The 15124-nt window shown below is 34.6% G+C and carries 15 protein-coding genes; 5 read left to right on the plus strand and 10 right to left on the minus strand.

Annotated elements, in window-relative coordinates:
• Window positions 1-4: 4 nt before the first annotated feature.
• Window positions 5-2440 (minus strand): CRISPR-associated helicase/endonuclease Cas3, encoded by a 2436-nt coding sequence (locus tag I583_RS11610; protein WP_010761587.1) that lies wholly within the window; start codon window positions 2438-2440, stop codon window positions 5-7.
• Between the two features lie 1431 nt (window positions 2441-3871).
• On the opposite strand from I583_RS11610, the gene I583_RS11615 reads away from it, so the two are divergent.
• Both I583_RS11615 and I583_RS17075 read left to right on the plus strand, forming a co-directional pair.
• Window positions 3872-4144 carry a hypothetical protein gene (locus tag I583_RS11615; protein ID WP_010761588.1) on the plus strand — a complete coding sequence of 91 codons (273 nt, stop codon included), beginning with the start codon at window positions 3872-3874 and terminating at the stop codon, window positions 4142-4144.
• Window positions 4145-4246: 102 nt separating this feature from the next.
• A complete protein-coding gene (locus I583_RS17075; protein WP_010761589.1) occupies window positions 4247-4381 on the plus strand; it encodes a hypothetical protein in 135 nt (44 codons plus the stop codon).
• Window positions 4382-4590: 209 nt separating this feature from the next.
• Here the strand turns inward: I583_RS17075 and relB are convergent, their stop codons facing one another.
• The 5 genes from relB to I583_RS11645 form a co-directional block, all read right to left on the minus strand.
• Window positions 4591-4809, minus strand: a complete 219-nt coding sequence (gene relB, locus I583_RS11625) for a type II toxin-antitoxin system RelB family antitoxin (RefSeq protein ID WP_010761590.1) — start codon at window positions 4807-4809, stop codon at window positions 4591-4593.
• 112 nt (window positions 4810-4921) lie between these two features.
• Window positions 4922-5335, minus strand: a complete 414-nt coding sequence (locus I583_RS11630; protein ID WP_034683529.1) for a DUF3224 domain-containing protein — start codon at window positions 5333-5335, stop codon at window positions 4922-4924.
• Window positions 5325-5945, minus strand: a complete 621-nt coding sequence (locus I583_RS11635) for a type 1 glutamine amidotransferase family protein (RefSeq protein WP_010761592.1) — start codon at window positions 5943-5945, stop codon at window positions 5325-5327. The genes I583_RS11630 and I583_RS11635 overlap by 11 nt, the downstream gene beginning before the upstream one ends.
• A 435-nt stretch (window positions 5946-6380) precedes the next feature.
• Complete coding sequence (locus I583_RS11640) at window positions 6381-7319, minus strand: helix-turn-helix transcriptional regulator (protein ID WP_010761593.1); 939 nt, start codon at window positions 7317-7319, stop codon at window positions 6381-6383.
• Window positions 7320-7489: 170 nt separating this feature from the next.
• Window positions 7490-8146: a Crp/Fnr family transcriptional regulator gene (locus I583_RS11645; RefSeq protein WP_010761594.1), complete on the minus strand. Its 657-nt coding sequence runs from the start codon at window positions 8144-8146 to the stop codon at window positions 7490-7492.
• A gap of 252 nt (window positions 8147-8398) precedes the next feature.
• Between I583_RS11645 and I583_RS11650 the strand changes: the two genes are divergently transcribed.
• The 3 genes from I583_RS11650 to I583_RS11660 all read left to right on the plus strand — a co-directional run bounded on the left by I583_RS11650 (window position 8399) and on the right by I583_RS11660 (window position 11443).
• On the plus strand, window positions 8399-9607 hold the full coding sequence (locus I583_RS11650; protein ID WP_010761595.1) for an MFS transporter: 1209 nt from the start codon (window positions 8399-8401) through the stop codon (window positions 9605-9607).
• A gap of 13 nt (window positions 9608-9620) precedes the next feature.
• A complete protein-coding gene (locus I583_RS11655) occupies window positions 9621-9803 on the plus strand; it encodes a hypothetical protein (RefSeq protein WP_010761596.1) in 183 nt (60 codons plus the stop codon).
• Between the two features lie 143 nt (window positions 9804-9946).
• Window positions 9947-11443 (plus strand): helix-turn-helix domain-containing protein, encoded by a 1497-nt coding sequence (locus I583_RS11660; RefSeq protein ID WP_010761597.1) that lies wholly within the window; start codon window positions 9947-9949, stop codon window positions 11441-11443.
• Window positions 11444-11542: 99 nt separating this feature from the next.
• Here I583_RS11660 and I583_RS11665 read toward each other — a convergent pair whose 3' ends face one another.
• Genes I583_RS11665 through lplA form a run of 4 tightly spaced genes read right to left on the minus strand, consistent with a single transcriptional unit; the run spans window position 11543 to window position 14813 of the window.
• Window positions 11543-12364, minus strand: a complete 822-nt coding sequence (locus I583_RS11665) for a MetQ/NlpA family ABC transporter substrate-binding protein (protein WP_010761598.1) — start codon at window positions 12362-12364, stop codon at window positions 11543-11545.
• Between the two features lie 17 nt (window positions 12365-12381).
• The gene (locus I583_RS11670; RefSeq protein WP_010761599.1) at window positions 12382-13056 is read right to left on the minus strand and encodes a methionine ABC transporter permease; all 675 of its coding nucleotides are present in this window, start codon (window positions 13054-13056) and stop codon (window positions 12382-12384) included.
• On the minus strand, window positions 13053-13784 hold the full coding sequence (locus I583_RS11675; protein WP_010761600.1) for a methionine ABC transporter ATP-binding protein: 732 nt from the start codon (window positions 13782-13784) through the stop codon (window positions 13053-13055). Before I583_RS11675 ends, I583_RS11670 begins: the two co-directional genes overlap by 4 nt.
• A gap of 15 nt (window positions 13785-13799) precedes the next feature.
• Complete coding sequence (gene lplA, locus I583_RS11680; protein WP_010761601.1) at window positions 13800-14813, minus strand: lipoate--protein ligase; 1014 nt, start codon at window positions 14811-14813, stop codon at window positions 13800-13802.
• Window positions 14814-15124 lie beyond the last annotated feature (311 nt).

The raw sequence follows: 15124 nt of genomic DNA on the forward strand, positions 1-15124 counted from the left end.
TTCATTAAAAAATAAGTTCGTCACTTGCTGCTAAAGCTGTTGGATCAGTTCCAAATTCATTTGAATATGAATTTTCGGTCAAAGCAAAAATATTCCCATTATACAGAGGAAAAATAGCACCGTTTTTGTTCAATTCTGTTATTTCATAGTCAAATAAATTCACCATGTATTGTTGTGCTTCTTTTATTAACGGTACAACCTCATTCGGGGATAATTCGCCATTCAAATCTTCGATGATTCTTGCTCCTTGGGCATTGTCTTTTTTATAAGGGACAATAACGGATGTCGTAAAATCTTCGATTACTTCAAAATGATGACCTATTGTTTGAGGACTACTACCTAATACTAATCCCAATTTTTTCCGATGCTTGTCAAGATATTGTTGAGAAGCATTTTTTTGGTTCCCAAGCAAGGAAAATAACGTTAACGAACTTTTTTTGACGGGATACACAAGCTCATTTTCAATCTTTTCATGATTATAATAACGTTCAAAATAGCTAGTTTGTGCTTTAGCGGAAAGTAATTCTCCGTCATATAATCTTGGTTGCTCATTATTATCTTTTATCATTCGTTCTGTCACTTCTTTTCCCACCGAAATTTCTTTTAAACGGGAGAGTTTTTCAAGTTCTGATGAAACATTGACAAGATAAACTGCTTGTTTTCCAGCTTCTCCATTTCGATTACAACGACCTGCCGCTTGCGCCATTGAATCTAATCCTGCTGTAGAACGAATCACTGACTCAAAACTGATATCTACCCCTGCTTCAATCAGTTGTGTTGTGATGCATAGTATTTTTTGATCTTTTTTAGTATTTTTAAGTTGCTTTCTTAATTCTTTTAGAATATCTTTTCGATGAACTGGACACATCGCTGTACTTAAATGAAAGATTTTTACATTACTAAGTGAACGTTCTTTTAATTCTTGATACATTTTCAGAACAGCTGATTTTGTATTTAATATCATTAACAAACTATTTTTTTCTTCCAAAATTTCCTGACCAAAATCAGCTAACTCGTTTAATGACCACGCGCCATTTTTCAGTTTTCCTACAAGATCTACACGCTTAAATGACTTCTCTATCTCCGATAAGTTTTGAATCATCTCACCATCTTTTTCAAGTTCTTTGGGTAATTTATCTAATGAAGGTTGTGTTGCGGTACACAAAACACTGGTTGTTTGTCCGTGATTTTTTAAATAGTTCAAAGATTCCGTAAACATATGAGTACATTTGATTGGAACGCCTTGTGCTTCATCAAAAATAATCACTGCATTTTGTAAATTATGAAATCGTCTTGGATTTCTAGTCCCACGACTAGAAATAACATTAAGAAACTGTACCATTGTTGTAAAAATGATTGGTGAATCCCAATTGTCTTTCATTAATTCCTGCGTTTGTTCTAATGACTCTGATTCATCTTCTTGATCTACTCTTTCTTCTGTAAATACATTGGAATGATGTTCTAGGATATGCTGGTCATCCTCTAGGATATTCCGCACGACTTGAGCATTCTGTTCAATAATTGTAGTGAACGGGACAACAAAAATAATTCGATCTTTGCTATGTTGAAGAGCATGGTTTAAAGCAAAACGTAAACTTGCTAACGTTTTACCTCCTCCAGTCGGGATCGACAGACTATAGATTCCCGTTGGATGTCCAGCGAAACGCTTACATGTTTCAGACATTTCTGTTCGTAACTGATTGATAGCTGTTTTCGGTACGGATTTCTTCAATTCTTCGATATGCTTTTCTAAATGTTGCTGATAGTTTTTCAGTAAAGTGTGCGTATCTACTTCTACACTTTCTTCTTCTCGATGTGCTTCAAACAACATGGTGTTGGTTCGATCTGCATCAAGTAAACAGCTATAGACAAATTTTAGTAGAAAAAAATAAGCGTGTTCCGTTTTTATGTTTTGATGAAATTGTTCGATTTCTTTATTCGCTACTCGTAAATCACTCTGAAATTCAGCTTCTGATTTTACCTCTTTAAAAAATCGTTCTTTCATTAAATCATACTCTGGAATTGTTTTTTCTACTACTCGTTCTAAATAAACAGAGCGCATATCGTCTGGTTTATAAAAATCTTGTAGCCCATTACTACTATGATGGGAGATAATCGCGTCGCCAATAATTTCAGCTAGGAATAATTGAAATGGATTCACTTCTTCTTGATGTAAATACTCAAACAGTAACTTACCGCCAGCTGTTGAATGATCCACACTACCTCGATTAACGCTGTTTGGGTCTTTTACAGCTTGTCTTAAATAATATTGAAATTCGTCAGAGTACTTGCCGAAATCATGAAGAAGACCAGCTAAATAGCAAGTCTTTTCTAAATTGAATTTTTTCCCCCAGTGACCACTTAGTTTTGCGCTATTTTTTAAATGATTTTTTAATAATTGCTCTTCTCCATCCAATTCCCTAATATGTGCTATAAACATACCAAAACTCCTTAATTGTCGTCTAAATGTCTTAAATGTATTATATCATTTCAAAAAAAAATAGCGATATTTTTTTCAATATCACTTCTTGTTTTTTCTAACGATAATCTGCCAAACAACAATGCCAATAATTAAAATCACTAGGACATATCCTTCTATATACATTGTGACAACTCCTTTTAATTCTTCTTTTATGTATTTTGTTCTTTGTAAGAAAAATCCACTGTTCTATATCATTTTATCGTTTAAGAAAGAAATAGTCAACATCAATTTAACATATATCGACTAAAAGAATTTTTTACACAAATTTTTATGCTATAATATTCTGTAAACACTGATTAATTAATGTCGTAATCTATAGTAAATTTTAGAATGCGTGGATTGAAATTTTTAAGTATTATGTCTTTGTACGTAACTACAAGGAATAGCCTGGGATAACTACTATCCAGGCTTTTTTTGATTTATTTTTGTTAAATAACAGTAAGAAAAAATAACTCAGATATTTAATGTCTCTTCTAAATAAAAAACAATAAGCCATTGAGCTCATCTCTTTTATGCGATACATATCTACATCACAAAAGAAAGAGCGAGCATTTTAGCTTAATAAACAAAAAATAATCGACCACTCTAAAAAAAGTTTTGTTATTTTTCCTTATATATAAGGAGCAAAAATCGGGTGTTATTTAATCTCTTTCCACAAAAAAATTCGTTGTGAACAAGCCACTCTTTCTGTATAATAATATTCATAGGATAGAAATAACTAACATTAAAAATAAATAAATTGGCTCTTCGTGGTCTGGCGCCAACCAAACCAGAAGCCTTGTTTAAACAGTAGCACCTGTCAAACAACTTTGCCAATAGCGTAAGGATCGATCTATTTTTGTTGTACACGTCTATAGTGACGACACATTTTATAGTTTCTTTATCTTGCCTATTTGTAGACGATTACAGGTCACCTGTGGATCGTCTTTTTTTATTTCTATCCTACAAATTTGAGACGAAGAAGAACTTTCAGGGGAACAACGTTCATTTTATTCACCTTGTACTTTTCATCATCAGCTCTGTCTTATAGCCAGTCGCAGTCCTTCAATTCTTAGAGCTTTAGCTTTTAGAAATTGATGCGATCGAAGCGACAGCGTAGTGATTCAAAGCAAAAAAGGCACTTCATTGTTCGGCGCCAACCGTTCAATGAAGCCCTGAATAGAAAGTAGCACCTCTCTATCCAAGTTGCCCATTTACCAGTACCGTAGTACTAGCTTCTTTATTGTACCTAATTCTTGTAAGAATTTCTAGACACTTTTTGAATTTTTCTCTGGTTACACAAAGAAGTTCCCAACATACTGGCATAATTCAACAATAGAGACGGACAGCTTTCCCCTTTTTCTTTCGCTCTACATACAAAAATCAAACAAAGAGAAAAGGAGAATTACCATGAAAAATTCCGTCATCTGCATTAAAACTGTCCCGTATCAAGAGATTCTAAATCTTCGAGATTCACTGGAACGTTTAGAATCTTGGAAAGAACCATTGGAAGTTCTTGAAAAATATTTTACCAATCCAACAACACCAATCAATAAAAAACAGGTCGTTAAACAGTATTACGCTAGTGCCAAATTGTTTGAAACATTTAATAAAGAATTTAAGTTATTGATAGCAGAGTCGCAAAAACAATTGGCTATTATTACACAAAATCAAAATAGTTGATTAAAAAAATGAAAGGAATCATCTTTTGCGTATTTAGATAGTGTCAGGAACAAAAATATGATTGGACTATTTTAAGTCACATTAAAAATGGGAGGGATTATTTTGGATTTACTAAAAGCAACAAAACAAGGAGAGAGAATTGTTATTATCTTTCCAAAAAAATTAGCTATAAAAGAAAATCAAGAATTCTACTACTATAAAAATAAAGAAGAGATTATTTCATTTATTCCAAAATAGAACGTCTTTCTCGCGAAACAATTCATTAAAAATTTTAATAGGCGCTTGTTTTCAAGTAGTTTTTGTATAAAAGCGAAAGACCTAGAAATGAATACTATTTCTAAGCCTTTCGCTACTATTACTGATAAAGAGTTTTCCTATGCAAAATCACTGTGATAAAAATCGTTATTGTCTTGTTCTATCACAATAAACAACCTGTCCACTTATCATTAAATAAGCTCCTGCATCATTTCAGCATGAGAAATACTTTCGTCATTTATTTGATGCTTTTTCATCAGATTATTGTATGTTTCTAAATCAATCTGATTTTCTAGGCTTTCCAAAATTGTTGTCTTAGCAAGTTCAGATAAGGATATCTCTTTAGAGTTAGCCAGCCTTTGCATAAAATCTTTTTCATCGTTAGATAATCTAAATGACACTGTATTCATTCAGTTACCTCCTCTTCAAACATTCGTCTTACTGATTATCGTAATACATTTACATATATTTTTCAATTGTACTAAAACTACATTTTGGATTGTTCCGCTACTAATAAACACTTTACTTCTCAATCCCATAATCAATCTCAATAACCAAGTTGTCTCCATCTAAAAAATACTTGCCCGTACCTTGAATTCCTGAAAGTTCTTCCGTTCCAGTGTTCTCTTTTATCACTAATTCATTGTGCGGAAGTCCCTTTTCAAAAGTCCCTCGTTCTTCTAAGACAAACGTGCCTTTGCGACCTTTTAGCACCCCTTCAAAGAACAGATACCCTAAATAGGTCGCTTCTGATAGATGAGGGTTTTCTTGATTGTACTGCGAGTAATGCAATAAATAATCTGCTTTGAAACTGCCTGTGATTTCTTGTAAGGCTTTATACCAAGCAGAAGCTTTCGCCACTGGTTGTTCTGTTGGGATATCTGCCAATAATTCTTCCTCCCATGAAACAAGCTCAAAGGTACTTTTAGCCAACATGATCCTCACCAGCATTTCTTAGTTCTTGTTTGATCGCTTCATAGTAGCCTAACTTGTAAAAGTTATACCATTGTTCCACTTCTTTTTCAGGCATTACTTGAAGTGCCAACAAAATTTCTCTTGCAAACTCTAAATGCCCAGTTCCATTGGCTGTAATCAGGTTGTTTGCTCTTATTGCTTGAACTTCTAAATAGTGATTCCCACCAGTATAACGCGTGCCAGCATAATCTTGTAGGTCTTGTAATTGGTTGCTCGTATGCTTGTGATCATTTAGTAACCCTAGACTTCCCAAATAAACAGTCGCATCACAAATGGCTGCAATCACAGCACCTTGTTGTTCTGCTTTTGCTACTAAAGCATCGACTTCTTTTGCTTTATCCGTTCGCCAAGATTTTCCACCAATTAAAATCAACGCAGCAAACTCTTTTTGACACGCTTCGGCAAGCGTATAATCTGGTAATGTCGAAAAACCGCCCATTGAATGAATCGCTTGTTTTTCATTTGAAACAGTTTTAACCGTGACCCCCTCTTGCTGATTCAGTTCAGCCGCAATCGATGCTGCTTCCCAATCTGCATAATCTTCTAATAATACAAAAAACACTTCTGTCATGATTTATTCCTCCTTATATACAGGTAACAACGTTCCGCTATGCTACACCTTGTACTTTTCAACATCAGTTCGTTTTATTCACTGTGTTTCAAAGCAAAAGCGAAGTGGGCTCGTTTAACTCTGACAGGAAAATAGGAAAATCTAACTGAGGTGCTTTTTGCCTCATTTAGATTTTATCTTTTTCCCGAAGACCTTCAATCCTTAGAGCTTTAGCTCTTAGGAATTGTTGAGATCGAAGCACAGCGTAGTGCTAGCCCGCGTAGCTAGATAACATTAAAAGCGAAGCAGGCTCGTTCAACTCCGACTGGAAAATAGGAAAAATCGATTATGGTGCTTTTTACCACAAACTATTTTTATCTTTTTCCCGAGGAGCTAGCCCGCGTAGCTAGATACCTGTTGGAATTCATCATACAACAGAAGTGTGACAACTGATTGTCAGCTTTTGTAAAGAAAATACATTTCTTCTATTTTCGCTTTGACTGCATCAACTATGCTCGGCGGTTCAATAACTCGCACTTTATCTTGTAAACGTAAAATAAAGTCTACTGATTTTTTATGATTTATCAGTGGAAATACAATCGTTCCAGTAGTTGATTTCTTTTCATGCTCCTGAAAAAATTCTGCACCTAGTTTATCGATCAAGTATAATTTATCTTTTTGCTCATAAGTTAAGACGATTTGCTGAATATCTGGCGATACCATCGCTTCTAAATAATCAATTTCAGACTCTCTGGTTAGCTCCACAGGGTCTAGTGGTCTAGGTTCAAATCGCTCCTCTAACAGCGTATATGTTTGAATCCTTGTCAGTTTAAATAAGCGAAATGCCTTTCTTTTTAAACAAAAACCATACAGATACCAATGTGAAGCTTTAAAAATAAGCTTGTATGGTTCTATTTCCCGTTCAGAGTAGCCTTTCTTAGAATGGTATTGAATCACAATGATTTTCTGTGTTGCTATCGCTTGTCGTAAATCATCTAATTTATTTTTTCCGTCATTTGGCTTGTACCAAGAAGATAGATCGATCAACAAATCACTTTGCGGCTGTTGTACCTTCGTATTCGGGGCAATTTTTGCCAGCAAAGGACTAATTTCAGAGGATGTTGAAATACTTTGAATCGCTGAAAGTCCTGTCATGATCGCCGAAATATCCTCAGTTGAGAAGACATGTTTACTTACTTTGTAACCATCTACGATACCGTAACCGCCATGAATCCCTGAATAAGAAATAATCGGAATCCCCGCTAAATTCAGGGTTTCGATATCACGATAAATGGTTCGTTTAGATACTTCCAGCCGTTCTGCCAACCCTTTGGCGGTCATTCGGTCATTTTCCGTCAATAAATTTACCAAGCTGAGCAAGCGATCGATTTTCATAATTTCTCCTTTTCACTATATCTATACAGATAAAAAAGGAATCCATTTACTAAATGCTCATCGATTCCTTCTTTCTTGATTTTTCTATTATCATTATACTTCGTAACGGGTTATCACACAATTTAATCCAGTAAACAAACAGTCCAAAATCAGAATTTCTCTACGTGGCTCTACAAAATAATATTATCCTTCAAAATCTCCAGATCTGTAATGACAATCTTCCGTTCCTGAATCTTGATCGCTCCTAGATCCTTCAACTGCTGCATCATTCGATTGACACTACTAGCAGAAGTGATGCCACAAAAATGAGCAATCTCTTCATTTGTCACCACAAAATCAATCAATAATCCGTCATCTATTTGCACACCAAAAGTATCGTACAACTCATAAATCTGGGTACAAACTGCGCCAAATTTTCCATTCATCAACATCTGCTGCATCTTCTTCATTGAATACATCAAACGTACACGATAATAATCTTTCACATACATCTGCAAGTCTTTGCTTTGATTGATATCCTTCCAAAACTGTACACGATCGATTTGATACAGCTCTGCCTGGTCAGACTCAATTCGAATGTTAAACGGCGCATCAATAAACTGAGAATATTCATCCCTCAATAGTGAAACGATTTCCAAACTATTGATGTACCTAAGATTGAATTCTCGTCCATCTGGCGAAATAACGCTAGTTTTGATAATACCGCTTTTTAAAATATAAGCATATCGGTCTTGTAACCCTTCATAAGTAAGGTACGTTCTCTTTTTCTTCACTACGATTGGAAATGCATGATCGTCTAAGTATTCTTGTAACACGTGGCTGTCCATTTAGTAACTCCTCACCATTTATATGAAAATTTCCTGTAAAAGCTATTCTTATTTAAGATGATAACACATCGAATAGCAACAACAAATGTATATGACTTTTGTTGTGCTTTTTTGTTACTAACTTTTTTTTAAAACAAATCCGCATTTTTTTTACTAACTTTTTTCGTATAGTATCCATACAACTAGCTTTCAGAAAAGAATTGTAATTTGCAATTTAAGCTTATCCTAACAAGAAAGAAGGAACGTGCAACAATGACGGAACATTCAGAAGAAAAATTATTCAATAAAGGGTTTATCAGCATTACGTTGATCAATTTTGTGGTCTATCTCGTTTATTACTTATTGATGGTAATCATCGCAGTGATTGCGCAAGATACGCTTCATGCTTCATTAGGTCAAGCCGGTCTGGCCTCTGGTATTTATATTATTGGTACTTTATTTGCTCGGCTATTTATGGGAAAAATGTTGGAGTTACTTGGTAGAAAAGTGGTCTTGCGATATGGTGCTTTATTTTATCTCATCACAACGATTGCTTATCTCTATATTCCAAGTATCGGGATTCTTTATTTTGTTCGTTTACTTAATGGCTTTGGCTATGGAACGGTGTCGACTGCGACAAATGCGATCGTGACGGCCTATATTCCTAAATCAAAACATGGTGAAGGAATCAATTATTATGGATTAAGCACTAGCTTAGCTGCAGCGATTGGTCCATTTATTGGGATGATTTTGTTAAATACAACGAGTTTTTATTTTATTATTTCGTTTTCGATCGTGCTGATTTTCCTGACAACGATTGCTTGTTTTATCTTCCCTGTAAAAAATATTCAATTAAGTGTAGCTCATAAAGCCAGTTTGTCACGTTGGACATTTGATAGTTTTATTGAAAAAAAAGTGCTATTTATTTCGTTTATTGCCTTTTTGATGGGACTTTCTTATTCAAGCGTCCTTTCATTTCTTTCCTCTTATGCCAAAGTGATCGATCTGGTCGGTGCTAGTTCCTTTTTCTTTGTAGTCTATGCGCTGGTGATCACAGCGACTCGTCCAATGTCTGGCAGAATCTTTGATGCTCGTGGCGAAAATGCGGTGATGTATCCTAGTTTTGTCTTTCTAACGGCAGGATTACTCTTATTGAGTGTGACCACAAGTGGTTGGATGTTGCTTGTTTCAGGTGGATTGATTGGTTTAGGTTATGGTACGTTTATGTCTAATGGTCAAGCAATTTGTTTAAAAGCCAGTCCCAGCAGTCATCGAATCGGTATTGCCTTGTCCACTTACTTCATTGGTTTAGATCTTGGTTTGGGTGTAGGACCTTATATTTTAGGAGAGTTGCGAAGTGTCCTTTCATTCCAAGGTTTATACTTCGTTGCAGGTTTGATTCCAGTGATTTGTATAATTCTATATGCCTTGTTTTACAAATCAAAAGCACCTATTTATGAAAATAAATTGAACGAACAATAAAAGGAGACTTATGATGAACACAGATGAACGTATGCTTGAAGTTTTACAACAAACGTTAACTAGAATTGAAGAATTAAACGCACGCTTAGGTCATATCGAAAAAGATCTCACTTCGATCGACAAGTATCAAACCAATATGGATCACTATGCAAGAGCTATTGAAGCCGCCACAGAAAATAATAATATCATGGGGTAAATCGACACAGATAAAAGGAGCTTAGGAGACTGAGCTCTTTTTTCATTGGTTTTTCATTTTTCTATTTTTTTTATTTAATTATCGTATGTTTTTATTGATTATTTTAAAATAAGTATTATGATTCACAAAGGAGGTGGTATCCTGTGAAAAATTTTTTTATGAAAAAAAGTGATAAACAAAAATTCGAACTTTTCAAATTAATTGTGTTTAGTAAAAATGGGGTCTCTGTCAATACACTTGCAGAGAAATCTGAGTTGTCCTTAAATTTGATTTATCGAAAGCTTAAAGAGCTCAATGACGACTTGACAGAAATTTTTTCTCCCGAAGATGTTTGTATAATCAAAAATGATATTTTTTTGTCTGTTTTGATCGATAATTGTACAAATATAAGCTTGGTTATTGATTCAGTAAGGCTCTTTTATATACAGCAATCCCATGAATATTTGATTTTCCATTCTGTTTTCTCAAACTATTTCTACAGTGTTGAAGCACTTTCTCAGGAGATTAACCTAAGTGTTGCTCAAACTTATAAAAGCCTCAATACCATCAATAAAGCTCTAGGTTATTTTGATGTCAAACTTATTTTTAATGATGATAATTTACAATCAAATTTCCAGGGCTCAGAGATAAATATTCGATTATTTTTGTTTTATTATTACTGGTCTGTTTTCAAAGGGGTGGTTTGGCCATTTAGAAAATCTTTGAGCTATCTTCAAGATATTGATGTCGCTATCTATGATGTTTCGGAGTCACAAAGAGGGCGCTTAAAGTATTTCCAAACCTTATCTATTTGGAGAATTCTTTATAGGAATAAGTTGGTAGACATTGCACCTGATTTTTTAGCAGTAATTCAGTTACTCAATTCCATTCATCCAATTAAATTTTCTGTTGGCCTAAATATTCCTGAGGAAGCTCTAATTCAAGAAGAATGCTATTTTGGTTTTCTATGTCGACTTTTTATCTACAATAGCGATACGCATGCTCAAAAACTAGAAACAGCTACTGCCTTTATCCAGTCTGATTTACCAATTTCAAAGAGTTGCACGTTTATTTTGGATAGAGTTTATGCAGCTTATGCTATTGAACCTAAGCATGAGGATTATCTTTTTGCTTATTATTCACTATTGCTTGCTTTGACCTCTATTACGTACTTATCTATCGATAATACTGATTTGTTTGAAAATGACCAAAATATTTCAGAATTAGGGACTGACTATGCTGATTTCCCACAAATGGAAGTCGAGCTTTCAGAACTTGCACAGCAATTATTTTCAGAAGCACCTTATCTCAGTGAATTAAAATCAAAAGGCTTTTTCACATATATGGTTTATTTATTTTATTTCTTTATAGACAACTCTAAACAATCGCAAAAGTTAAAAATTTTTATTCAATACTCTAAAAATCATATTAGCGTAGCTGAAATAAAAAGAAGTCTCGCCAGTTTCTTTAGCTCGGAATCAATTGCCTTTGTCGATGATCCTCACCGATCCGATATTTTGATTTCAGACTGTTATGAAAGAGATTGTCCTAATGAAAATTTCTTTTATTTTGATAACCCTGTGAATACAAATGAATGGCAGGCATTGATCAGCTTTATTAGTACCAAGCTTTACAAGAATGTTTTCTACAAACAATTATAATCACTATATAAATTTGATTCTAACTCTCTCTACTCTTAAAGAAAAAAAACAACGCAAGGGACAATCTTAATCCTGTCCCTTGCGTTGTTTTTCGTTTTTTTAAAATGCTGGAGTCAACGTTTCACTGTATTTCGTTTCTAGTAATTCTTTGACTTTATCACTTGTCATCGCTTTTTTCAACGCTTTAATTTTATCTGAATCTTTGTTATCTTCTCTGGCAACCAAGCTGATTGCAAAACGATCATCCACTTTCTTCTCCAATAAAATCGCATCTTTGGGTGTCAAACCAACTTTCGCAATATATGTGGGGTAATTGTAGACCATTGCAATATCTTTTTCATTATACGCTTCCGCTAAGTTTAATAAGTCGACAGATACCCAATCAAATTTTTTCGGATTCTCTATGATATCTTTGATTGTCCCATTAAATCCTACGCCTTCTTTTAATTTGATCAAACCAGCTTCATTTAAAATAGCTAATGCACGACCTTCATTAGAAACATCACTTGGCAATGCGATTTTCGTCCCTTCTGGAAGATCTTTTATATCTTTAAACTCTTTAGAATAAAAACCAACTTTTGCATTATAAATTTTTTGTACAACTACTAAATTACCGTCTTTTTCTTCATTAAACTTTTGCATAAATGGCTCATGTTGAGCAAAGTTTGCATCGATTTCTTTAGCATTCAATAATTCATTGTATTGAATATTATCATTGACTTGAACTAGTTCTACTTTGTAGCCATGTTCAATTTCTTTTCCCGCTAACTCAACTACTTCGACCGTTGATGGGATGTGTGAAGCCACTTTGATGATTTTATCTTCTTTTTTCTTTGTATCCGCAGCTTTTTTCTGACCACCGCATCCAACAACTGCTACCCCTGCCAACACTAACATACTGATCAATAATTTTTTTTTCATGATTTTGCCCCTAACTATTATTTTTTATTTATTTTTTTAGCAAACCAACTACCACTAATTTGAATAACACTGACAAAGATGATCATAAGCACAATTGCCGTATACATTACTGCATACTCATAACGTTGATACCCATAACGCAATGCAAAATCTCCGATTCCACCGCCGCCGATCACACCCATCACGGTTGAGTAAGAAACCATGCTGATTACGACTGATGTCAACGCCAAAACTAAACCCGAACGTGCTTCCACATAAAGAAAACGGCTGATCAACTGTAACTTGGTACTACCTAAAGATTGAGCAAGCTCTAAAATATCGTTGGGTATTTCTAAAAGGACTTGTTCCACAAGTCTAGCGTATATTGCGACTGCTACAAAACTTAACGGTAAAGACGCTGCATACGTCCCAAATGCAGTTCCTAATACAAGTCGCGTAAAAGGAATAAGCGCAACCACAAACAATAAAAAAGGAAATGAACGAACAATATTAATATAAGCGTTTAAGAAAATACCTATCCAGTGATTGGATTTAGTCGGCATTTTTTTTGTTAAGTAAACAAACGTTCCAAGAGGTAAGCCAATTACCACAGCCGCAATGATTGAAATCAGAATCATGATGCCACTTTCAGATAAAGATTTCGTAAGTTCTGGATGGTAATAACTAATTTTCTCTATATAAGCTGTCATCATCCTAAACTCTCCCGAATTCTTTCATAATAGGTGCTAAACTGTGGTTGCTGCTGGCCTTGTTGAATTGTTAGTGTTTCTAGCACCTTTCCTTTTTCTAAAACTGCAGTTCGGTTACACAATTGCTTGATCAAATTTAATTCGTGGCTAACAATGACCATCGTTGTCCCAAAGGTTTGATTGATTCTGCGCAATAATGTCAAAATATCGTACGCATTTTGACCATCTAAAGCAGATGTCGGTTCATCACAGAGTAAAATCTTGGGTTGTGTGATCAGAGCTCTGGCAATGCCCACACGTTGTTTTTCGCCCCCACTAAGCTGTCTAGGATACTGCTCCCCTTTGTCTGTCAAACGTACAAAATCCAAAACCTCTTGAACTTTTTGGCGATCATACTCTTTATTCAACCGTAAAGGCAGCCCGATATTTTCATTGACTGTTTGGTTGTAAAGTAAATTAAATTGCTGAAAAATCATACCGATTTGTTTACGACTTTGCCTTTTTTGTGACTCACTTAACGTCATCAAATCAATTCCAGCGACTTTTATAGAACCACTGCTAGGTTGTTCTAATGTATTGATCATTCGTAATAATGTTGATTTTCCAGAACCACTTTCTCCAATCACACCAAATAACTCGTGCTCTTGAATTTGTAGATCAACATGATCTAATGCTGTGACAGTTGCGCCATTATGAGTGTAGCTCTTTGAAACTTGATTAAACGTAATCATCTTATTTCCTCCACCTTAGTCAACCAACAACTGAATAAACTCAGCTTTAGAAACATTGTTAAAATAATCCCCCACTGAAGTTTCAGCCAACGCTTGTTTAATTGATTCCTGATCATACATACAGCCAAGCAACAAGTCTGTGATTTCCTTCGTATCTTTTTGGCTAAAATAATCACCATAAATTGTGATTGCTGAGATTCGGCCTTTCTCTACAGAAATATTCGCTTCTATTAATCCGCCTGTAAATTTTTCTTCTCTTTTGATTGTAAACTTCGGTTCCTCACCAAACACCCAAGCATCATTTCCATAAATTTCTGATACTAATTGATCGATTGCTTGCTCATCTTCTTTTGTTAGCTGATATTCCTGTGATTTGATTTCTTCCAACCTTTTGGCCTTAAACAAATGTAGCAATAAACGATCTCGAAATGCTTCCGTGGAAATTTCTTGGTATTCTTTCGCTAAATATGGTTTAAGATTAGTTACTCGGCTTCTGACTGACTTCGTCCCTTTTGATGCTAGTTTTTTTTCAGAAACAGTCAATACTCGACTGACTTCATCCAAATCAACATCCAGCATCAATGTACCATGTGAATACATTTTTTTATTTTTCGTATACATAGCATTACCTGAGAATTTTTTCCCATCGATCAATAAATCATTACGGCCACTGATTTCAGCCCCTAGTGCACCCATTTCGTGTAACGCATCAATGATCGGCTGAGTAAATAGTTTAAAATTGCCAAATGATTCATGCTCTGCATTCACAACAAAACTAAAACTCAAATTTCCTAAATCATCATACACTGCCCCGCCACCAGATAACCTTCTAGTAATCGTGATTTCGTGTTCTTTTGCGTAAGTCAAATCAACTTCTGCCCGTACATTCTGATTGCGCCCAACGATGACACATGGTTTTTGAATATAAAATAATACCAGTGGATCATCAAAAGTTCGCTGATTTAGCAGATATTGTTCCGTCGCTAAATTCCGACGGATATCGTGAGAGGGCATAATCATATAGTACATTTTATTCCTCTTTTCCTATTGTCTATCTCTTACATAAAAGTGCTTTCAATATAAACGATAAAAAACTTTCTGATAATTCTAATAACAGGTTCAGTCTATCATTCCTAACTATAATATTACATATATTTGCTCAAAAAAGCTTTATATTATAAGGAAAAACGATATTTTATATAACAGAAATTTCAATTTAGAACAGATTTTAGTACACAAAAAAGTAATTTACTAGCTAAAAAAATAGGAGAGTAGGACAAAAGCAAATGCTTTTGTCCTACTCTCTTCTATCTAAATTCTAAGTGACTAACACCTGGCAT

It is taken from the genome of Enterococcus haemoperoxidus ATCC BAA-382 (assembly GCF_000407165.1).
GTDB lineage: Bacteria > Bacillota > Bacilli > Lactobacillales > Enterococcaceae > Enterococcus_L > Enterococcus_L haemoperoxidus.

What these genes read in the sequence shown, in the direction of transcription:
- I583_RS11610 (WP_010761587.1), bottom strand. Translation starts at nt 2,440, where the DNA reads ATGTTTATAGCACATATTAGGGAATTGGATGGAGAAGAGCAATTATTA.
- I583_RS11615 (WP_010761588.1), top strand. Translation starts at nt 3,872, where the DNA reads ATGAAAAATTCCGTCATCTGCATTAAAACTGTCCCGTATCAAGAGATT.
- relB (WP_010761590.1), bottom strand. Translation starts at nt 4,809, where the DNA reads ATGAATACAGTGTCATTTAGATTATCTAACGATGAAAAAGATTTTATG.
- I583_RS11630 (WP_034683529.1), bottom strand. Translation starts at nt 5,335, where the DNA reads ATGTTGGCTAAAAGTACCTTTGAGCTTGTTTCATGGGAGGAAGAATTA.
- I583_RS11635 (WP_010761592.1), bottom strand. Translation starts at nt 5,945, where the DNA reads ATGACAGAAGTGTTTTTTGTATTATTAGAAGATTATGCAGATTGGGAA.
- I583_RS11640 (WP_010761593.1), bottom strand. Translation starts at nt 7,319, where the DNA reads ATGAAAATCGATCGCTTGCTCAGCTTGGTAAATTTATTGACGGAAAAT.
- I583_RS11645 (WP_010761594.1), bottom strand. Translation starts at nt 8,146, where the DNA reads ATGGACAGCCACGTGTTACAAGAATACTTAGACGATCATGCATTTCCA.
- I583_RS11650 (WP_010761595.1), top strand. Translation starts at nt 8,399, where the DNA reads ATGACGGAACATTCAGAAGAAAAATTATTCAATAAAGGGTTTATCAGC.
- I583_RS11655 (WP_010761596.1), top strand. Translation starts at nt 9,621, where the DNA reads ATGAACACAGATGAACGTATGCTTGAAGTTTTACAACAAACGTTAACT.
- I583_RS11665 (WP_010761598.1), bottom strand. Translation starts at nt 12,364, where the DNA reads ATGAAAAAAAAATTATTGATCAGTATGTTAGTGTTGGCAGGGGTAGCA.
- I583_RS11670 (WP_010761599.1), bottom strand. Translation starts at nt 13,056, where the DNA reads ATGATGACAGCTTATATAGAGAAAATTAGTTATTACCATCCAGAACTT.
- I583_RS11675 (WP_010761600.1), bottom strand. Translation starts at nt 13,784, where the DNA reads ATGATTACGTTTAATCAAGTTTCAAAGAGCTACACTCATAATGGCGCA.
- lplA (WP_010761601.1), bottom strand. Translation starts at nt 14,813, where the DNA reads ATGTACTATATGATTATGCCCTCTCACGATATCCGTCGGAATTTAGCG.